General features: G+C 54.8%; 19 protein-coding genes. All 19 read left to right on the forward strand.

The window, feature by feature from the left end:
- Positions 1-119: 119 nt before the first annotated feature.
- On the forward strand, positions 120-1,124 hold the full coding sequence (locus FE784_RS02840; protein WP_176705918.1) for an Ldh family oxidoreductase: 1,005 nt from the start codon (positions 120-122) through the stop codon (positions 1,122-1,124).
- Between the two features lie 782 nt (positions 1,125-1,906).
- Positions 1,907-3,430, forward strand: coding sequence for a spore germination protein (locus FE784_RS02845; protein WP_139600617.1), 1,524 nt, complete (start codon positions 1,907-1,909; stop codon positions 3,428-3,430).
- Positions 3,427-4,665 (forward strand): Ger(x)C family spore germination protein, encoded by a 1,239-nt coding sequence (locus FE784_RS02850; protein ID WP_139600618.1) that lies wholly within the window; start codon positions 3,427-3,429, stop codon positions 4,663-4,665. The genes FE784_RS02845 and FE784_RS02850 overlap by 4 nt, the downstream gene beginning before the upstream one ends.
- Positions 4,662-4,886, forward strand: a complete 225-nt coding sequence (locus FE784_RS02855; RefSeq protein ID WP_139600619.1) for a hypothetical protein — start codon at positions 4,662-4,664, stop codon at positions 4,884-4,886. The genes FE784_RS02850 and FE784_RS02855 overlap by 4 nt, the downstream gene beginning before the upstream one ends.
- Positions 4,887-4,929: 43 nt before the next feature.
- Positions 4,930-6,042, forward strand: coding sequence for a GerAB/ArcD/ProY family transporter (locus FE784_RS02860; protein ID WP_246131878.1), 1,113 nt, complete (start codon positions 4,930-4,932; stop codon positions 6,040-6,042).
- A 208-nt stretch (positions 6,043-6,250) separates the two neighbouring features.
- Positions 6,251-6,490, forward strand: coding sequence for a YolD-like family protein (locus FE784_RS02865; protein ID WP_139600620.1), 240 nt, complete (start codon positions 6,251-6,253; stop codon positions 6,488-6,490).
- A 322-nt stretch (positions 6,491-6,812) separates the two neighbouring features.
- Entirely contained in the window at positions 6,813-7,832 is a 1,020-nt protein-coding gene (locus FE784_RS02870) for a LacI family DNA-binding transcriptional regulator (RefSeq protein WP_139600621.1), read from the forward strand.
- A gap of 124 nt (positions 7,833-7,956) precedes the next feature.
- Positions 7,957-9,303 (forward strand): ABC transporter substrate-binding protein, encoded by a 1,347-nt coding sequence (locus tag FE784_RS02875; RefSeq protein ID WP_176705919.1) that lies wholly within the window; start codon positions 7,957-7,959, stop codon positions 9,301-9,303.
- Positions 9,304-9,321: 18 nt separating this feature from the next.
- Entirely contained in the window at positions 9,322-9,783 is a 462-nt protein-coding gene (locus tag FE784_RS02880) for a hypothetical protein (protein WP_139600623.1), read from the forward strand.
- Entirely contained in the window at positions 9,784-10,839 is a 1,056-nt protein-coding gene (locus tag FE784_RS02885) for a CehA/McbA family metallohydrolase (protein ID WP_139600624.1), read from the forward strand. It begins immediately after the preceding gene.
- A gap of 3 nt (positions 10,840-10,842) precedes the next feature.
- Positions 10,843-11,574 carry a glycerophosphodiester phosphodiesterase gene (locus FE784_RS02890; protein ID WP_139600625.1) on the forward strand — a complete coding sequence of 244 codons (732 nt, stop codon included), beginning with the start codon at positions 10,843-10,845 and terminating at the stop codon, positions 11,572-11,574.
- A 129-nt stretch (positions 11,575-11,703) separates the two neighbouring features.
- Positions 11,704-13,575 carry a 3D-(3,5/4)-trihydroxycyclohexane-1,2-dione acylhydrolase (decyclizing) gene (gene iolD / locus FE784_RS02895; protein WP_139600626.1) on the forward strand — a complete coding sequence of 624 codons (1,872 nt, stop codon included), beginning with the start codon at positions 11,704-11,706 and terminating at the stop codon, positions 13,573-13,575.
- A gap of 38 nt (positions 13,576-13,613) precedes the next feature.
- Entirely contained in the window at positions 13,614-14,510 is an 897-nt protein-coding gene (iolE, locus tag FE784_RS02900) for a myo-inosose-2 dehydratase (RefSeq protein WP_139600762.1), read from the forward strand.
- A 67-nt stretch (positions 14,511-14,577) separates the two neighbouring features.
- Positions 14,578-15,588, forward strand: coding sequence for a 5-dehydro-2-deoxygluconokinase (gene iolC, locus FE784_RS02905; RefSeq protein WP_139600627.1), 1,011 nt, complete (start codon positions 14,578-14,580; stop codon positions 15,586-15,588).
- Positions 15,589-15,607: 19 nt separating this feature from the next.
- A complete protein-coding gene (locus tag FE784_RS02910) occupies positions 15,608-17,053 on the forward strand; it encodes a CoA-acylating methylmalonate-semialdehyde dehydrogenase (protein ID WP_139600628.1) in 1,446 nt (481 codons plus the stop codon).
- Between the two features lie 45 nt (positions 17,054-17,098).
- Positions 17,099-17,977, forward strand: a complete 879-nt coding sequence (gene fba, locus FE784_RS02915) for a class II fructose-1,6-bisphosphate aldolase (protein WP_139600629.1) — start codon at positions 17,099-17,101, stop codon at positions 17,975-17,977.
- Positions 17,974-19,023 carry an inositol 2-dehydrogenase gene (gene iolG, locus FE784_RS02920; RefSeq protein WP_139600630.1) on the forward strand — a complete coding sequence of 350 codons (1,050 nt, stop codon included), beginning with the start codon at positions 17,974-17,976 and terminating at the stop codon, positions 19,021-19,023. The genes fba and iolG overlap by 4 nt, the downstream gene beginning before the upstream one ends.
- 44 nt (positions 19,024-19,067) lie before the next feature.
- Positions 19,068-19,883 carry a 5-deoxy-glucuronate isomerase gene (gene iolB / locus FE784_RS02925; RefSeq protein ID WP_139600631.1) on the forward strand — a complete coding sequence of 272 codons (816 nt, stop codon included), beginning with the start codon at positions 19,068-19,070 and terminating at the stop codon, positions 19,881-19,883.
- 81 nt (positions 19,884-19,964) lie between these two features.
- Entirely contained in the window at positions 19,965-20,972 is a 1,008-nt protein-coding gene (locus tag FE784_RS02930; RefSeq protein WP_139600632.1) for a LacI family DNA-binding transcriptional regulator, read from the forward strand.
- Positions 20,973-20,974: the final 2 nt, after the last annotated feature.

A 20,974-nucleotide genomic window follows, 5' to 3' on the forward strand; every position in this document is an offset into this window, starting at 1 on the left:
TATAATAATTCGTATAATGTTAATATATTTTCACTACTTCTAATTATGTATCGGACGCATTAGAATAGGTGACAGAACGAAGGGGAGTAAATCGATAAGCGGGAGGCATGACTAATCCGATGAATAGTATTCCCGACAGCCAAATTCGGATAGCACCGGACGTTTTGAGAGATTTCGTATCAAGTCTTGCCCTTAAATCCGGGATGAAGACAGACAATGCCGAATTATTGGCCGACCTGCTCGTCAAAAATGATCTTCGCGGCGTCTACAGCCACGGTTCCAGACAGATTGCCACTTATGCGCGCATTATGCGTAACGGTTCGATTAATCCGAACCCCGAGACGCATATGGTGAGCGATAGCCTGACGACGTTTGTCGTGGACGGAGACGGAGGCCTTGGATATTTTCCCGCCTACAGGGCGGCCAAGGAGCTGATCGGCCGTTGCAAAAACAACGGGGTCGCCGTAGCCGTCACCCGAAATCACGGTCACATCGGAGCGGCAGGTTTATATTCCCGGATGCTTGCGGAGCAAGGGCTGATCGGCTATGTCACATCCGGGCACCAATTAGCCTTGAGTCCCGGAGATTCAGTTATGCGAGCGGCGGGAGGTTCGCCCATGTCGTTTGCCGTACCGTCCGGCAACGCGCCGGATATGGTTCTCGATTTCGGTGCGATGCATGATTTATATGAACAGTCGCCGCATGTGGACGAATTATTCCGATTGGCCCCCGGCCTCGTTTTTCGCAGTATGGGATTAGGCTTTATGTGTCAGGCTTTGGGTGGGTTCCTGGCAGGCGTGCCGGCCGAGCAGGAACGGGCCGTTCGGCAATATGAAGGAGCCAATCAAGGCGCAATGATTATCGCCTTGGATATTTCCCGATTTACGCCAATCGAATCGTTCAAGCAGGAAATGGACGCTTATATGCGCTTAACCCAACAAATGCAGCCCATGCCCGGGTACGAGCGCGCCACATTACCGGGAGTGCTGGAATCGGAACGGGAACGGGAGTGGAGCGCTGCCGGCATCCCGTTGGATCACAATCATATAGAAATTTTGAAATCGATAGCTGTCGAGTTGGGCACGGAACTCCCCTCCGGCCTGAATGCGCATTCCGACCAGTAAATGACGACCCTCTCCGCATTTCAATCCATGCGGAGGGGATTTTTTTTCGAACCGGTCAGTCCGGCAGGGATAAATCCGTATGCTTTGTCCCACCAGCAAGTCATGCAGCTTCAGCGAGGAGCGGGAAACAATGTAGTCGAACGTTTGTTCTCATCCCGATCTCGCGGGTATACCGCTATGACCGCCCCCGGACTTGTGATCCAGCGAGTAACGCTCAAAAACGCCACAAATGAATTCGACGTCGATGATAATGAACTATAGCATCGAATCAACAGGTATGCGACCGATTTGATGAAAACGGACGACATGACCAAGCGGCGTATGACAACCCGGTCGAGTATCAATTTTACTTGGAGGCGCATAGTCAATTTTTGATGGATTTGATGAGCGGAGCCAAATAGCAAATATATCGGTCGAAGCGGCCCCCTATTCTTGATAGGGGGATTTTGATCGTGAGCCAATAAGCCTTATTCCACTGTCGCAAATAAGCGCAAGTCTCGGCGTCAGTTCGGATGGAGGAGAAGATTTATATATCGTTATATTTTCCCGCTGAACATTGCACGAGGAGTGCGTTTCATCAACGGATGCGGAATAAGCCGGCGACCTTTGCAGGTCGTCTTTTATTGTAGGCATATACGATGGTAAACGGTCCGGAAATGCTCCAGTATCCGGGCGGAGAATAATCTCCGGTCCTTTTGCCAAAAATAGCCTTACTTTCATAATCCGGTTAGGGCAGGTGCGACTCTGCGGTGAAACACGCTAAATCAGGAAACGAAGGAAGTATGCGCGGAGAACTTGTTGACAATCAGCTGGATGCACCGTTATCGGAAAGCTTGGATTCCAACCTATCGGTATTGAAATCCGCTTTTGAAAATTGCTCGGACGTCATTCTTCATGCCTTCCGGATCGGCGGCTTAACAAAAGCCGTATTGGTCTATATTGACGGTTTGTCGAATATGGAGCTTCTCGATCAAAATGTACTGCTGCCGTTAATGAGCAAACAATGTCCGGCGGGGAGCGAGGGGCAGCAAATCAAGGACATGATAAACGTCTCGCAAACGATGGAAGTGAACACGTTTGCCGAACTGATCCTGCAAGTCTCATCGGGAAACCCCGTTGTTCTGAATGAGAACAACCCTAAGGGAATCGCAATCGGGCTGGCCAAATGGGAGCAACGGGGTATTGACGAGCCGATGGCGGAATCCGTAGTTCGCGGTCCCCGCGAAGGATTTACCGAGACGTTGGTGATCAACACGTCCATGCTTCGCAGAAAAATCAAAAGTCATCGGTTCAAAATGAAATCCGTTCTGGTAGGCCGGTACACGCAAACGAGGGTCATTATTGCCTATATCGACGGAATTGCCAATCCCGAGTTGATAGAAGAAGCTACAAGACGGATACGGCGTATCGAAATCGATGGCGTGCTTGAAAGCAATTATATCGAGGAGATGATCGAGGATAACCCGTACTCTCCGTTTCCCCAGCTCTCGACAACCGAACGGCCGGATGTGGCCAGCGGTGCCTTGTTGGAAGGCCGGGTGTTGATTATGGTCGAAGGAAGTCCCTTTGCCTTAATCGCCCCGACTACTATATTCGCCTTGCTGCAGTCTCCGGAAGATTACTATCAGCGCTATATGATCGGTTCCGCCATTCGCTGGCTGCGTTACTTTTTCGTAGGAGTCGCGCTGCTCGCTCCCTCTCTTTACGTCGCCGTCGTTACGTTCCATCAGGAAATGATCCCTTCCAATTTGCTGCTGACCTTGGTCAAATCCCGGGAGGAGATTCCATTTCCCGCATTGGTGGAGGCATTGCTCATGGAGATAACGTTCGAAGGCTTGAGGGAAGCCGGTGTTCGGCTGCCGAAGCAAGTGGGGGCGGCCGTAAGTATAGTCGGAGCGCTCGTGATCGGACAGGCGGCGACGGCGGCAGGGCTCGTTTCGTCGCCGATGGTGATGGTCGTTGCCATTACGGGTATCGCTTCTTTTATGATCCCGCAATATTCGGCGGGAATTGCGCTGCGCTTGCTGCGCTTTCCTATCATGCTCTTGGCGGGTATGCTCGGGTTGCTCGGTTTAATGATCGGGTTTATCGTCATTTATGTTCATTTATGCTCGCTTCGCTCGTTCGGCGTTCCTTATTTGTCCCCGATCGCACCGATGAAAAGCGGCGATATGAAAGATGTGCTGATAAGGGCGCCTCACTGGATGATGCGCACCAGGCCAAGTCTGAACGGAGAGTTCAACAAGATCAGACAACCGGCCGGACAAAGACCGAAATCGTCCGAAGGGGATGAATCTGCGCGATGAGATCGGGAAAAGAGAGGCTGCCTCGATCCGCAGCGACGAGATTGTTGCTGCTTCTGTTCCTGCTTATGGGCACGACGCTGGCAGCCGGCTGTTGGGACCGCAAGGAAGTCAATAATTTGTCGGTTATTATGGCTACGGGGATTGATAAAGCTGGAGAGGATCAAATCGAGCTTTCCGTGCAGGTGTATAATCCGAGAACCGCGGGAGGCGGTCAGCAGCAAGGGATGAAGGAGAGCGGCAACGGTGGCGGGGTCGACGGACAGACGATCGTAAGATCCGAAGTGGGAACCACCATCGCGGATGCGATGTCCAAGCTTCAAGAAAAGCTGTCGAGGCAAATCTTTTGGGGACACGGTGAAATATTCATTATCGGCGAGGAGTTGGCGAAAAACGGGCTTCGCGACCATATCGATTTTCTTCTTCGAAGCCCCGAAGTGAGAGACAATGCGGATATTCTGATAAGCAAAGGACCTGCAAAGCGCGTCCTCACTTTACACATTCCGCTGGAAAGGGATTCTGCCGAAATGCTGCATAACTTGACCGATCTTCATCTCGGGATTGCGACTACGATCGTGGATTTGAGCCGGATGTTGGTCAGTAGAGCAGGTGCGGCCGTCCTGCCGCTAGTCAAGTACTCCCAGTCGGAGGAGCAAAATGGCGGGTCGGGCAAAATTTCTTATCTTAGGGGAGCCGGCATTTTGAAGAAGGACAAGCTGGTCGGCTTTATCGATAGCGATATAACGCGCGGTGTGATGTGGATCCGAAACGAAATCGATAGGGCTACGGTAACCGTTACTCCAAAACAAACGGAGAGCGGATTCGTCACTGCCAGGTTGATCCGCAGTCAAACGAAGCTGATTCCTTCGATCGAAGGCGATGAATGGACGATAACCGTGAAGAGCGTAGCGGAGGGAGACTTGATTCAAAATACGACATTGCTGGATTATGGGAAGCCCGAGCTGGCCAAACAATTGGAGAAGGACTTCGGTGAGCAAATCGACGCCAAAATAGCGGCTGCCGTAGCCGCGGTCCAACAAAATATGAACGCCGATATTTTGGGCTTCGCCCAAGCTTTCCACCGGAAATATCCTAAGGAGTGGAACCGGGTAAAGGACGAATGGGACGAAAAGTTTCCGCAAGTAAAAGTCACTTTTGAGAGCGATGTCAAAATAGAGAGACAGGGGCTTTCCTCTCCCTCGGCTCTTCGATCGAATCAAGGAGGGCGTTCCGAATGAAAGCCGGCGAAATAATAGGGATAACATTGCTGGTCGTCGTCATTTTTTTATGGGATTGGCCGAAACTTTCTCGTCAGCCGGCGACCTTGCGCACCGCTTTTATAGCCGTAACGGTGTTGGGATGGGTGCTGGCCGTGCTGCTAGTGTTTTTCCCGGAGCTTCCCGGTCCAACCCAATTGGTGGACACGATTTTCAAGCCGCTGGGTAAAACTTTGGAGTAACAAACCTCCGGGCGTCAGCTGCGGACAAGCGAGGACAGACATCGTGATCGAACTAGGAAAAGTATCGTCTTTTCAAATGGCGATGATGCTATATTCGATGCCGGTAGCGACAGGTATCGTTATACTCCCGGCCATCACGGCGAGACAGGCCGAGCAGGACTTGTGGCTATCGCCGATTATCGCTTCCCTGGTCGGATATATGCTTATTTACATCGCCTATCGATTGGATAAGCTATATCCCAATAAGACCGTGATGGAATACTGTATCGAAGTGGCCGGTCGCATTCCGGGAAAGGCGCTCGGGTTCGTTTTCGTATTTTTTTATTTGCATTTGAGCGGTATCGTAATTCGGCAGTACGGCGAATTCATCGTCGGCAATTTTTTTCTGAAAACTCCGATGATCGCCATAACGGGAGTGACGGTGATAGCCTGTGCCATAGCGGTCAGATGCGGTCTGGAAGTACTGGGCAGATGCTCGCAGTCGTTCATCACCCTGTTGATCGTACTGGTCCTGATCGTAACCGTGCTGCTCCTGCCGGGAATGAACCCGGAGAACGTGTTTCCGGTCATGGAACGGGGATTTGTCCCCGTACTCAAAGGAGCCGCATCGCCGATGGACTGGTTTTCCTCCTACTTTGCCGCTCTATTTCTGTTTCCGTTTCTGAGCGATAAAAGCAAAGGGATGAAATGGGGGATGATCTCGGTCTGCGCGGTGATGCTGACCATGGTGATTACCAACCTCGCGGCTCTATTGCTATTTGGCGAATTAACGGCCGATCTCAGCTATCCGATGATGGTTGCCGTTCGGCAAATCAGTCTCGCCGGTTTTATCGAGCATATCGAAGCCGTTGTCATGTCGATATGGATATTGGGAGCTTTTGTCCAAATCTGCATGCACTATTATATTGCGGTAGTCGGAACAGCCCAGTGGCTGGGAATGAAAAGCTATAAGCCGCTTGTATTTCCGCTCGGGTTTCTACTGTTGGTGCTAAGCGTATGGATAGCACCGGACTTGCAGGTGTTGTCCGGCTTCTTGGGCACGTCGTTCGCTTTTTATGCCTTGGCGATCCGCTTCATGATTCCATTGCTGCTATTTTTGGTTGCGCTTCTGCGCAAGAAACGGGGGAAGTCGCGGGCTAGCGGGTCTAACGGCTAACGCACAGCTTTCAGGGCCGGACAACCCGCCCGGACTCCGGTGTAAGCTTGGGCGAGGCACTATGAAATGAATAACATCGTTCATCCCCTTTATCTTATAGACTCATGGAGTGGAAATCGTTGGATGCGGGATGGTATGATGGACAAGAGCGATGAGGAAACTCGGTAACGGCATTTTTTGAATTTATGAGAGCGAGTTGGAGAAGTGTATGGCAAAGCATAAGCAGAAGCGACCGACAAGGGATGAATTTGAGCTGGAAGAACTGGGAAACCAGTTGGTTGAAGCCAAGGATGAGGAAATGGAAGTCATTCTGACCGTATGGGGACAAACGGATCCGGTAATCGGTCGGATCGTAGCGTTGGATGCACGGACGCGGCTCGTACACGTCGAGCAGCAAGACTCGCTGACCAAGGTGCCTTTTCTGGATATCATGAAAGTAAGCTCTTAGCAGTCGCCGATTCTGGATGGCAAACGATCCCGAACGGATGTCCATTCGTAGACGGCGGACGGGCAAGCGATAAAGAACCCAATGTGCCACTATCGTCATCATCCGGTTCATAAAGGCTGCGCAGCTGTTGCGCGGCTTTTTTAACTTGTTTCGGTGATCATGAATCAGGCAGAATAGGAGTTTTAATAGTTGCACAATTCCGAAAAAAAGCTATTGTCAAGCAAATGGCGGTTGGTATATATTGTATTTGTAGCAGATGAAGCGCTTAACCCCCAATAACCGCTTCATAAGAAGCCGATACGGAAAGGCAGGGCGGTTTCTATTGAACTATACGATAATAGATATAGCCGTACGGGCAGGGGTTTCCAAATCGACCGTCTCACGCGTCGTTTCCGGTAACGGCTATACCAGCCCCAAAACTCGCGAGAAAGTGCTGAATGCCATTCGGGAGCTGCAATATAAGCCTAATGCGGTAGCCAGAGCGATGGTGTCCCAACGTACGTTCAACATAGGCGTCATCATTTATCGCAAAGATTTCCCGATCGTGTCGCATCCCATTTACGGAAAAATACTGGATGCCATTTTGGCGGCGGCCGAGAGCTTGGGCTTCTCGGTATTTGTTTCCACGGATAAGGAGATGTCGCTCCGTTCGGCCGACTATATGCTGGAGAAAAGAGTGGACGGACTCGTGCTGATCAGCCGGCTCAGTCAGGAGGCGATCGGATACATCGACAGCTTTAACGTTCCGTATTTGATGGTTAACGGCACGGCGGAGAATGAGCGCGTCATCCAGCTTGTTAACGACGACCTTAAGAGCGGCATGTTGGCTGCAGACCATTTGTACGAATGGGGCCACCGGAGGATTGCCGTCCTTGCCGGTCCGCAAAATCACAGAAGCCACCATCTGAGGTATGAAGGCTTCTGTCAACGGATGAAGGAACTGGGAGTCGTCATTCAGTCGGAATACGGCTATTTCGCTTCAACCTCCATGTTCGAGGACGGACTCGCAAGTTTCCGATCGATGTGGGAACGTTCCCACAATGACTATCCGACCGCCATTTTCGCTACGAACGACATGCTGGCTCTGGGCGCTATTGCAGGCATTCAGGAGAAGGGCTTGCGGATTCCGCACGATATTTCGATTATAGGCTCGGACAATATCGATTTCGCCGGCTTCTCGACTCCTCCGTTGACGACCGTCCATACCGATAAAGAGCGCATGGGGCAAGACGCGGTGTATATGCTCGATCGATTGATTCAAAGGCTTGAATTAAGTCCTTCCCGGATTGAATACGAACCTAGATTGATCGTTCGAGGCACTACGGGGCCTGTCTTGCAATGAGACATAACGGTCCGTGCCGTTCAAGCCAAAGGAAAGGAGGTGGTCACGATGTAACCGCAAAGAAGTCTCGGTCGAATCGGGGATGGTTGTTTGCAAGTCCATACAATCTTATGGAGGGGATTGCATGAAAATGAAGCAAGGCTTATCGATGTTGGCGCTGCCTCTGCTCGTCATGACGATGGCCGCATGCGGGGGCGGGAAGGAGGCGCAAGAGACGCAAGGGGACGGCAAGGGGCAAAAGGCGGAAGAGGCGAAGCAACCGGCGAAGCCTCCCGAACCGGTCACGTTGACCATTACGAACCATAAGAGTGTAGGATTCACGGAAAAGGATTTTCAGACCTATTTCGTCGAGCCGGTAAAGAAAAAGTACCCGCACATTACTCTGGAATATATAAAGCCGGGGGATGGCTCACAGCTCGAGGATCTCATTTTGGCCAACAAAACGCCCGATCTCATATTCGCCAGCAACGGCTATTTCGCTTTGCTGAAGCAGCTCGACATTATGCAGGACTTGAACGAATACGTGAAGAAATACAAAGTCGATTTGTCTATGTACGATCAGCCGATTTTGGAAAGAATCCGACAGGCGGGCGATAAGGGCGAACTGTACTCGATTCCATTCTCGCTGAACTATGGCGTCATGCTGTACAATAAAGATATTTTCGATAAAGTCGGAATCCCCTACCCCAAAGACTTGATGAGCTTCGAAGAAATACTGCCTGTCGCCAAAAAAATCAACCGCGTGGAAAACGGCATGCAATACATCGGCTTCGAGCCACAGCACGCCGACACGATCGCCGGTCAGCTGGGCATTCCCGCCATAGGAAGCAACGATCAGCCCAATTTCAACTCTCCCGAGTACAAAAGAGTGTTCGAGTTTTTGAAGCAAGTGTACGAAATTCCAGGTCAAATCGGACCGAACGGCAAACATAACTGGGGCCGGAACGGCTTTCTGAAGGACCAGAACGTTGCGATGTTTCTGGAATGGACGAACGATGTCGCCGCTCCGCTGGAAGAAGCGATGAAAGCCGGATTTACGAGCTGGGACATCTCTGCGCTGCCCAACTTCCAGGATAAGCTCGGCAACGGCCGAACGGTCGATTCGCACATGACCTTTATTTCCAAAACGAGCAAGTATAAGGATGAAGCATTCCAAGTGCTGCTGGAGTCGGTTTCCCGCGAGACGCAAATGAATGTAAGCGCTAACGCTCGCATCAGCTCCATTCCGGACAAGGCGATTCAGAACAATTACGCCAAAAATTTCGAAAGCTATAAAGGCAAAAAAGTTCAGAACATCTTCTTGACGAAGCAGACTCCGTCGCAAAAATCTTCGATTTACGGCAGCAAAGCATCGAGTATCGTGCGCGATGAACAAAAAAATATGGCTTTGGGACTTAAGGACATGAACACCGCCTTGTCGGACGCACAGGAAAAGGCGTTGAAAAACGTGCAGGAAGAGAAAGCGAAATAAGAAGAAGGTGGAGGGACCATGAACCGACTGCTTGACGTCGAAGCGATGCTGAAGGCGACCCAAACCCGGACGCATATCGTGTATTCCTTCTCCGTTTCCGAGATGTGCCGCAGACTGCATATCGATTTCCGGTATTCGCCGAAGACGCTGGACGATGAAGCATTAGCGATGGACATCGTTCGTCAAAGTGTGCATAAGTACGGTGCCCGCAGCGAGCAGAGCATCGCGGACGGTTTGAAAAAATGGCTGCCGTTGAAAAATTTGATAACCGTTTCGGTCGATGATCCGTCCGGCTTCCGGGGAGCATGCCACCGGCAACATGCCGAGCAGCATCTGTTTCTGGCCGCCGATTCCGCTTCGCCCGGTCTGATGCCCGGTCCTTTGCAGGTAGGGAATTGGTCTATAACGTTGAGTGTCCATGCGCTTGTCACCGACCTGTGCAGCTATAGGCTGACGGTGCGGGAAGAGAAGGAGTGGTAAATGTTGCAGTGGCTTCCTTATGAACTGCATACGCATACGTTCCACAGCGACGGAGAGCATTTGCTGCTTGAGCTGGCGAGAAGCGCCAAGGAGCTGGGCTTGTTCGGCATCGCCATGACCGATCATAATACGATGTCGCCGCTTCTCGAAAGGAAGCGCATTCAAGAGGAGACGCGTCTCCATATTGTACGCGGCATGGAATGGACGACCTTCTACGGTCATATGCTTGCGGTAGGAATCGGCGAGTACGCGGATTGGAGACAGCTGGGAATCGAGGATATCCATCAAGGGATCGAGCGTGTGCATCGGCAAGGAGGAATCGTCGGCATCGCCCATCCGTTCCGCATGGGAAGTCCGCTATGCACGGGCTGCTATTGGGAATACGACATTACCGATTGGCATGACATCGATTATATCGAGGTATGGTCCGGCATCTTCCCATCCATCATGAGCAGCAACCAAACCGCTTTCCGACTATGGACGGACAAATTGAACGAAGGATATCGAATAGCAGGACTGTGCGGCCGCGACTGGCACGTGTCCTCGAAGAAGGAAAGCGAACCGATCGCGGTTGCTTACCTGGGTCTCGCACACGGAGATATCGCCGTCGCCGGAGAGTTTGCCATGGAGCAAACGGTTGTCGACGCGATCCGCGGCGGCGCGGTCAGCGTGACGATGGGTCCGCTGCTGGATTGTACGGTATGGCACGAGCCGACTCGTCGCGTGTACCGAATCGGAGAGGAAATCTCCCTGCATGAAGAGTCGGAAGCCGGCTTGATCCAGGTCGAGGTCGATTTCTCGGCGAGGAAAGAGCATTGGCAACTGGACGATCAGGAGCTGAAGGTGCGACTGACAAGCAACGCGGGACTATTGGGAGAGCTGACCGTAACACGGGATCGACCCTCTGCCACGGTTGCCGTCAAGCTGGATGGATTGATTTGGCTCAGAGCGGAGTTGTATGGAGCATTGAGCGGTATCAGAACGATGATTGCCTTCACCAACCCCATTTACGTTCGGCAACCGTCGTTACTATCAGACGGGCGCGAGGAGGAATAAACGATGACCGACAGACCGTTTCCGTTGATTGCCGCTCATACCGGTTGCAACGACACGCCCTACAACACGGTTGAATCATTCATGGAGGGGATCCGGCTGGGAGCGGATATCGTGGAGGTCGATTTGAGAATCGTCCGCGACGGCACCGTCGTACTGCTCCATGACGATTCTCCATATATCCATGAATACGATTTCGGGCAGTTGAACGAGCCGGATGTCCGGTCGAAAATTGACGCTCTGTACGTTCGGCACGAGATCGTACGGCTGTCGGATGTTTTGGAGCTTGCGATGAAGCATAATGCAAGACTGAATCTCGATATCAAGACGGAAGCAGCGATAGAACCCATCATTCGGCTCGTCAGAGAGCACGAAGCAGTAGAGCGGGTCTACATTACCGGATGCAGCGAGAATATTACGAGCCGACATAGCGATATCCGGGTTGTACTCAATACCCCAACCAAGCTTACACCCGATGAGCGGGACAGCTACCGGTCATTTGCGGAAAAAGTATGCCTGGAAGGGACCAGGGGCCGTTATTACGGTCTCAATATGCACGTCGACACGTGCCGCCCCGAGGTGGTGGAGCTTGCGCATGAGTGCGGTCTTGCGGTATGGGTATATACGGTGAACGATCCGGATGCGATGCGGAGATTGATCCGATGCGGAGTCGATGCGATTACGACGAAGGATGTCGCCCGGTTGGGCGAGCTGAGAGCGGACTTTGTAACGGGATAAAAGCCCGATGCAGCGTTACTCGAGCCAAGATGAAACGGTGTCCAATTAAGCGCTTAACCCAATTAGGGAAGCGATTTTTCTATGATGGGTTAAGCGCTATACCCGACTGGTGGAAAGGAGCTTGAGCGAATGGCGGAAGGCAAGATTCGTCTTACGATGGCACAAGCGCTGCTCCGGTATTTGGATTGTCAGTATGTATCGGCAGATGGCAGAGAAACGAAATTCGTCAAGGGTGTAATGGGTATATTCGGGCACGGCAACGTGACCGGGATCGGCGAAGCGCTGGAACGCAGCGCCGGAGAGCTGACCTTCGTGCAAGGCAAAAATGAACAAGGCATGGTTCATGCGGCTACCGCTTTCGCGAAGCAGAGCAACCGCATGCAAATATTCGCCTGTACATCCTCGATCGGCCCGGGGGCACTGAACATGGTGACGGCTGCGGCAACGGCGACGGTCAACCGGCTGCCTGTTCTGCTGCTTCCGGGTGACAATTTCGCTTCGCGTCAGCCCGACCCGGTACTGCAGCAGCTGGAGGTGGCCGGGGATTACACGATTTCAGCGAACGATCCGTTCAAGGCGGTCAGCAAATATTGGGATCGCATCGAACGTCCGGAGCAGCTGATCGCAGCGGCAAGCAGGGCGATGCGAGTGCTTACAGATCCGGCCGAGACCGGAGCGGTCACACTATGCCTGCCGCAGGATGTGCAGGCGGAAGCCTATGATTATCCGCTGTCTTTCTTCGAGCGGCAAGTCCATTACGTCGACCGCCGTCCGCCGTCTCCTGATGCGATACAACGTGCCGCGGAGCTCGTCCGGACGAAAAATCGTCCGCTGCTCATTTCCGGCGGCGGAGTACTGTACGCCTCGGCGGCGGAACAGCTGGCCGCATTCGCGGAAGCCTTCGGCATTCCGGTAGCGGAAACGCAGGCGGGTAAAGGCGCGCTGCCATGGAAACATCCGCTCAATGTCGGGGCGGTCGGGGTGACGGGTACGCTCGCAGCCAACCTCCTGGCCAAGGAGGCCGACCTTATTATTGGCGTCGGTACGCGTTATTCGGACTTCACGACTTCCTCCAAATCGGCGTTTGCCCATCCCGAGGTGCGGTTTTTGAACTTGAACATAAACGGCTTCGATGCCGCGAAGCTGGGCGCTGAGGCTATCCCTTGCGACGCGCGGGAAGGACTTTCGGCGCTGACCGAGGCACTCCTTGCAAGCGGCTACCGCAGCGGATACGGCACGACCGAAATCGCCGGACATAAAAAACGCTGGAACGGCGAGGTGGACCGGATGTACGCGCTGGAGCACGAAGCCGGACTGGCACAGACCCGCGCGCTCGGGATCATCAATGAAACGATCGATCCGTCCGCCGTCATCGTGTGCGCGGCAGGCAGCCTGCCGGGGGATTTGCACCGGCTGTGGAGAGCCTCGCAGCCACGAACGTATCACATGGAATATGGTTTCTCGTGCATGGGCTACGAGGTAAGCGGCGCTTTCGGAGCCGCGTTGGCTGCGCCGGACCGGGACGTATTCGCGATCGTCGGAGACGGAAGCTACCTGATGCTTCATTCCGAGCTTGTGACGAGCTTGCAGGAGGGACGCAAAATAACGGTGCTGCTGTTCAACAACAACGGCTTCCAATGCATTCACCAGCTGCAAAAGGGTCATGGGAGCGATGGCTTCGGCAATGAATTCCGCTATCGTTCCTCCGCTACAGGCCGGTTGACAGGCGGATATATGCCGATTGATTTCGCCGCCCACGCCCGCAGCTTGGGCGCCAAAGCATACAAAGCGACCACGGCCGCGGAGTTGAAAGAGGCTCTCGGTCAAGCGAAGCGGGAATCGATATCGACCTTGATCGAAATTCCGGTCGTACCGGGTACGGGCACGACCGGCTACGAATCGTGGTGGCAGGTCGGCGTACCGGAAGTGTCGGCAAGCGGCAGCGTGCTGAAGGCATACCGGGAGATGGAAGCGCGAACCCGCGACATTAGGCTGATTTGACCGATTTCATGGTAAAGGGGGAGGAAGAGATGTCCAAACTGGCGGGGCTACCCTTCAAGCTAGGCATTCATCCGATCAACTGGGTGGGAGAGGATGTCCGGGAGCACGGAGAGGATACGACCTTCGAGCAAATCGTCGACGATATCCAGTCTCTCGGTCTGAACGGAACGGAAATGGGACGCAAATTTCCGACCGAGCCGGCCGTATTGCGGGAAGCATTGTCCCGGCGAGGGATTCGGCTGGTGTCGCAATGGAAGTCGGTGCTGTTCTCCGATCCGTCGGGAAGGGTGGAGGAGCTTCTCTCTTATCGCAGACATGCGCAGTTTTTGCGGGAAATGGGCAGCGAGGTAATCAGCACATGCGAGATCGGAGGCTCCCTGCACTTCGACCCTCGCCGTACTCCGTACGAGAAGGAAGTGGCGCGGCTCGACGAAGCGGGCTGGCTGAGTCTGGCCGAAGGGCTGAACATGGCGGGGGCAATCGCTAACGAATACGGCTTGAAGCTCGCTTATCATCATCATGGCGGCACCGTGGTGGAGAGACCTGAGGAAATCGGCCGACTGATGGAGCTGACCGACCCGGCCCTTGTCCATCTTCTGTACGATACCGGTCATGCGCGCTATGGCGGAGCGGACCCTCTCCGGCTGCTGTGCGACCATTACGACCGTATCGCCTATATTCATTTAAAGGATATACGCGAAGCCGTTCTGGATGAGGCGCGGGCGGAAGGTGCCGACTTCATCGCCTGCATTCGCAAAGGCGTGTTCACGGTTCCGGGCGACGGCTCTCTCGATTTTCGTCCGATTATCGCCGAGCTGGCTAGTCGCGGATATAAGGGCTGGGCAATGCTGGAAGGCGAGCAGGACCCGGTTTTGCATCCCGCACGGGAATACGCCTCAAGATCGCTTGCTTATCTGGAGGGCTTGCTGCGTTGAAGGAGAGCGGCCGAGTTTGTGCGACGATTATACATTTACTTGAACATAGAAAGTGGGAATGGGTATTATGACGTATATTTCTTTTCCACCGGATCGTGCGTTCGACTTTACCGCAATCGGACGACTGTGCATTGATTTGAATGCGAACGAAATCAACCGCCCGATGGAAGAAACGATGACATTCACCAAATATGTAGGCGGTTCCCCCGCCAACATAGCAATCGGCATGGCCCGGCTCGGGCTCAACACCGCGTTTATCGGCAAAGTGGCGGACGATCAGATGGGACGCTTTATAACCGGTTATATGCAGCGTCAAGGGATTGACACCGACAATGTGGTGATCGACCATACCGGCGCGGTGACGGGACTGGCTTTCACGGAGATCAAAAGCCCCGACGACTGCAGCATTCTCATGTACCGCGACAATGCCGCCGATCTGCTATTGAAGCCCGAAGAGGTGCGGGAGGAGTTGATCGCCGCCTCCAAAACATTGCTCATCTCCGGTACGGCACTGGCCAAGAGCCCTTCCAGGGAAGCGGTATTTCAGGCGCTCGGCTATGCCCGCAAGCATGGATGCATCGTCGTTTTCGATCTGGACTACCGCCCGTATACGTGGTCATCGCCCGAGGAAACGGCGGTCTATTACAACTTGGCGGCGGAAAAATGCGATATCTTGCTGGGTACCCGCGATGAGTTCGATAGGATGGAACGTTTCGAGCCGAACCCGGATAGGAGCGATCGCGTGACAGCGGCAAAATGGTTCGATTTTTCGGCGGAAATCGTCGTGATCAAGCACGGCAGGGAAGGCTCCATCGCCTATACGCGCGACGGTGCCAGCCATCAGGCCCGGAGCTTCCCGGCGAAGGTGGTCAAAACGTTCGGCGCAGGCGACGCTTACGCTGCCGGATTTTTGTACGGCGTCATGCACGGATGGACGTTGGAACAAAGCATGGAGTTCGGCAGCGCCGCAGCCTGCGTCGTCATTTCCAGCCACAGCTGCTCCGACGCGATGCCGACGGCAGACCAAGTCCGCGACTATATCGAACGGTGCGCCCGCGGCGAAATAACCGCTTCCTGACCGGAGAGGAGAGACATCGATGGTGCAAAGGTTGAAAAACTGGATCGGCGGAGAGTGGCTTGACGCTTCTTCCGACCGTACCGAGCCTGTATACAATCCGGCGACGGAGGAACTGCTGGCGTATGTTCCGCTGTCCGCGAAGGAGGATGTGGAGCTGGCGGCAAATTCCGCCAAGGAGGCTTTCCGTACATGGAGCCGTACGCCGGTTCCGAAGCGGGCGCGCATCCTGTTCAAGTACCAGCAGCTGCTCGTCGACCATTGGGAGGAGTTGGCCGGATTCATTACGCGCGAGAACGGCAAAAGCTACAACGAAGCCCACGGCGAAGTTCTACGAGGCATCGAATGCGTCGAATTTGCCGCCGGTGCTCCCTCGCTCATGATGGGCAAACAGCTGCCGGATATCGCGTCCAATCTGGAATCGGGCATGTACCGCTATCCGGTCGGCGTTGTCGGAGGCATCACTCCGTTCAACTTCCCGATGATGGTGCCGTGTTGGATGTTCCCGCTCGCCATAGCCTGCGGCAACACGTTCGTGCTGAAGCCTTCCGAGCGCACTCCGCTCTTGGCCAACCGGCTGGCGGAGCTGTTCCGGGAGGCGGGGTTGCCGGACGGCGTTCTGAACGTCGTCCATGGAGCGCAAGATGTAGTGAACGGTTTGCTGCATCATCCGGATATAAAAGCCATATCGTTCGTCGGCTCGCAGCCGGTGGCGGAATACGTGTACCGGACGGCGGTGGAGCGCGGCAAGCGGGTGCAGGCGCTGGCGGGGGCAAAAAACCATTCGATCGTGCTCCCCGATGCCGATCTCGATTTGGCGGTGAAAGAAATCGTCAACGCCGCGTTCGGCTCGGCCGGCGAACGCTGCATGGCCTGCTCCGTCGTGGTGGCGGTCGGGGACATCGGCGACGAGCTGACTAGACGGTTAACCGAAGCTGCCGACCGGCTGACAATCGGCAACGGTCTCGACGAGGGCGTCTTCCTCGGTCCGGTCATTCGAAACTCTCATAAAGAGCGGACGTTGTCGTATATCGAAGCCGGCGAGCGCGAGGGCGCACAGCTGATCCGCGACGGCCGTCTTGATACGGCTGTAGACGGTCGCGGCTATTTCGTCGGCCCGACGATTTTCGATCGCGTGCATAGCGGTATGAAAATTTGGCGGGACGAGATTTTCGCCCCGGTGCTGTCCCTCGTCCGGGCGGCGACGCTCGAGGATGCGATCGAACTGGCCAACGAATCGGAATTTGCGAACGGCGCCTGCTTGTTCACGCAGAACGGCGGCAGCGTGCGGCAGTTCCGCGAAACGATCGATGCCGGCATGCTCGGGATCAATCTCGGCGTCCCCGCGCCTATGGCGTTTTTCCCTTTCTCCGGCTGGAAGAAATCGTTCTACGGCGATTTGCATGCGAACGGCGCGGACGGAGTCGAGTTCTACACCCGCAAAAAAATGGTTACCGCCCGTTGGTAGGCGCAACTCGTCAATCAAATTTTTGTAGCCGGGAGAGGATGCAAGGTGCCGCTCGTCTCGATGAAACGAATGCTGCTGCACGCTTTGGACGGCGGTTACGCCGTCGGACAGTTCAATCTGAACAATCTGGAATTTACGCAGGCTATCCTGCTCGCGGCGCAGGAGGAACAGGCTCCTGTCATTCTCGGCGTCAGCGAAGCCTATATCCCTTATATGGGCGGTCTTGACTGCATATCCGGCATCGTCCGTTCTTTGATCGGACACTACGGCATTTCGGTTCCGGTAGCCCTTCACTTGGATCACGGGACATCCTTCGATCTATGTGTCCGCGCGCTGCATGCCGGATTCACCTCGGTTATGATCGACGCTTCCCATCAGCCTCTCGAGAGAAATATCGACGTTACCCGGCGCGTCGTTCAGACTGCGCATGCACTCGGCGCCACGGTAGAGGCGGAGCTGGGACGCATTACGGGGAGGGAGGACGATCTGGTCGTGGAAGAAGCGGAATCGAGGTACGCGGTCCCGGAACAATGCGCCCGTCTCGCGCGCGCGACCGGTATCGACTGTTTGGCTCCGGCACTAGGCTCCGTCCATGGTCCGTACCGCGGACAGCCGCGGCTCGGCTTCGCGCGGATGGAGGAAATTCGCCGCTTGACCGGCCTGCCTCTCGTACTGCACGGCGGAAGCGGGCTGCCGGATGAAGAAATTGAAAGGGCGATTGCGCACGGCACGTGCAAAATCAATGTCAACACGGACAATCAGACGGCGTTCACCGCAACGGTCCGGCAATTTTTGAATGATCACCCCGGCACCTATGATCCGCGCGATTATTTTGTCCCGGCGCGGGAGGCGATAAAAGCGGCCGTAAAAGCCAAAATCGGACGCTTCGGCTGTGCCGGCAAAGCGGGAGGGAGCGTTACATGACAACAATCCGAATCGGCATCATCGGAGCGGGACGAATCGGCAAAATTCACGCCGACAACCTGTTACGCCTGCCCGGCGCTTCCCTTGTCGCGATCAGCGATCTGTTTGCTGGTCCCGAGCTGGAACAATGGGCCGCTGAAAGAGGCATCGGTCGGGTAACCAAGAGCAGCGAAGAGTTAATCGGTCATCCGCATATCGATGCGGTGTTCATTTGCAGCTCGACCGACACGCATGCCTCGCTCATCAAGCTGGCGGCTCAAGCCGGCAAACATATTTTTTGCGAAAAGCCGGTCAGTATGGACATCGCCCTGACGGAGGAAGCGGTCGAGGCGGCACACCGAGCCGGAGTCAAGCTGCAGGTCGGGTTCAATCGCCGCTTCGACCACAACTTCAGGCGCGTTCGCGAACATGTGCAAGCCGGCACGGTCGGCGAGCCGCATATCGTGAAAATCACCTCGCGCGATCCGAGTCCGCCGCCAGCCGAGTACGTCAAAGTATCGGGCGGCATCTTCATGGATATGATGATCCACGACTTCGATATGGCACGCTTTCTGTGCGGCAGCGAAGTCGTGGAAGTTTACGCTCAGGGGAGCGTGCTCATCGATCCGTCATTCAAGGAGCACGGGGATATCGACACGGCGATGGTCACGCTTCGTTTTGCAAACGGTGCGCTCGGCGTCATCGACAACAGTCGTCAGGCGGTATACGGGTACGATCAGCGGGTGGAAGTATTCGGCTCCAAGGGAAGCGTGACCGTCGTCAACGACCATCCGAACACGGCGGAGGTCAGCACGTCGGAAGGAATATGGCGGGATAAGCCGCTGCCCTTTTTTCTGGAGCGCTACAATGCCGCCTATTTGGAAGAAGCCCGCCAGTTTGTCGATTGCCTTCTTCGCGACAAGCCGCCTGCAGTCGATGGTTACGACGGGCTGCAGGCAGAGCGGATCGCTGCGGCCGCCAAATTGTCGTTCCGTCTCGGACGTCCCGTGAAACTTGCGGAAGCGATCGAGTCCGCTCATGCGCCAGACGCGATTCGTCATAGTTAATTTAGCCGTAAACATATGCAAGCAGGGAGGAGAGGATCGAGCTTATGTCAAACCTGATCGTTATGCCGCGGTCAACCCCCGATCGTGAAGGAGTTGTGCTGACGGTCACGCCGGAGTCGGCCGGCTGGACATACGTCGGCTTCGAGCTCGTACAGCTGTCGGCAGGGCAAACGTTTCGACGAAACACCGGAAGCCGCGAAGTTTGCATCGTACTGTTGAGCGGCATTGCCGAGGTCGAGACAGCCAAGTCGCAGTGGAGCGGAATCGGCGAAAGGATGAGCGTCTTCGAGCGCTCGAAGCCTTATTCCGTATACGTCCCGGACGGCGATTTCTATGAAATACGCGCGGTCACGGAGCTGGAGCTTGCGGTATGCTCCGCACCGGGAAACAGCCGCAACGAGGCCCGCTTGATCGCGCCTGACCGTGTCGGGTCGGAAACCCGGGGCTACGGCGCGCTGGAACGCCGCATCCATAACATTTTGCCGGAATCGGAGTCGGCGGACAGCTTGCTTGTGGTCGAAGTATTTACGCCTGCCGGGCATTGGTCCAGCTACCCGCCGCACAAGCACGACCGGAACGCGCTGCCTGCCGAATCGCTGCTGGAGGAAACGTATTATTACCGCATTCAGCCCGAGCAAGGCTTTGCCGTGCAGCGCATATATACCGACGATCGTACGCTCGACGAGACGGTCGTCGTGGGGAACGGCCAGACAGTGCTAGTTCCGAGGGGGTACCATCCGGTCTCGGCGCCGCCAGGGTACGAGGTGTATTACTTGAATGTGATGGCAGGCCCGATCCGAACGTGGAAGTTCCATAATGATCCCGATCACGAGTGGATCATGAGCAAGCCGCAAGGATGAGAAGGCCGGTTGCAACTTTTTCCCGAACTATTCATAATAGAAGGAAATGAACTTTAGCGACGACGGAAAAGCGGGGAAAAGATGAAGGCGACGATTTATGATGTAGCTCGCGAAGCGGGCGTTTCGATCGCGGCCGTATCTCAGGTCATTAACGGCAAAGGAAAAATAAGCGAAGAACGGCGTCAGGAAATCATCCGGGTCATGGAAATGCTCCATTACCAGCCCAGCCGGATCGCCAGCGCTTTGACGGGAAAGAAAACGTATACGATCGGCTTGCTCGTGCCGGATATATCCAATCCCTTCTTTGCCGAAATCGCCCGGGCGGTCGAGGAGCAGGGTCATCAGCTCGGCTACAGCCTGATCATTTGCAGTACGGAGAACAAGGACGAGCGGGTGGAGCGGTATATATCGCTTCTTCAGCAAAAAAGCGTGGACGGCATCATCATCGGAACCGGCATTGACAACAAGAAGATGCTCAAGCCTTTCCTCGATAACGAAACTCCGATCGCGATGATCGCCAGGGAAATGCCGGGCCTGGACGTAAAGACCGTAATCGTCGACGATTACGTCGGAGGCCGCATGGCCGCCGAGCATTTGCTCGCTCTGGGCCATCGCCGGTTGGCCGTGCTGACCGAGAATCCCAAGCTGAGCAGCAGCAAGGAACGAATTCGCGGCTTCCGGGAAGGTGTGGAGCTGTCGGGCGGCGAATTGCCGGACTCCCGTATTAAGGCATGCGGCGACGAGCTGGTCAAGGAAGGCAAACGTTTAGCCGCCCAACTGCTGCAATGCGAAGATCCGCCCACGGCGATATTTTGCTGCAACGACCTGCTGGCGATCGGCACGCTGCAAGCGGCCAAGCAGCTCGGAATGAAGGTTCCGTCCGATCTTTCCGTCATAGGGTTTGACAATACGATTCTCGCGTCGGTGACGGACCCACCTTTAACGACAGTGGCTCAGCCTACCGAGCGAATGGGTAGAACGGCCGTCGACCGATTGATCGGACAGCTCGACAAAGCGTACGACGGAGAGCTGCGCACGGTCATGCAGCCGAATCTGGTTGTCAGAAGCTCGACGGCGGCGCCATTATAGAC

It is taken from the genome of Paenibacillus hemerocallicola, assembly GCF_006265175.1.
GTDB classification, from domain to species: domain Bacteria; phylum Bacillota; class Bacilli; order Paenibacillales; family NBRC-103111; genus Paenibacillus_AB; species Paenibacillus_AB hemerocallicola.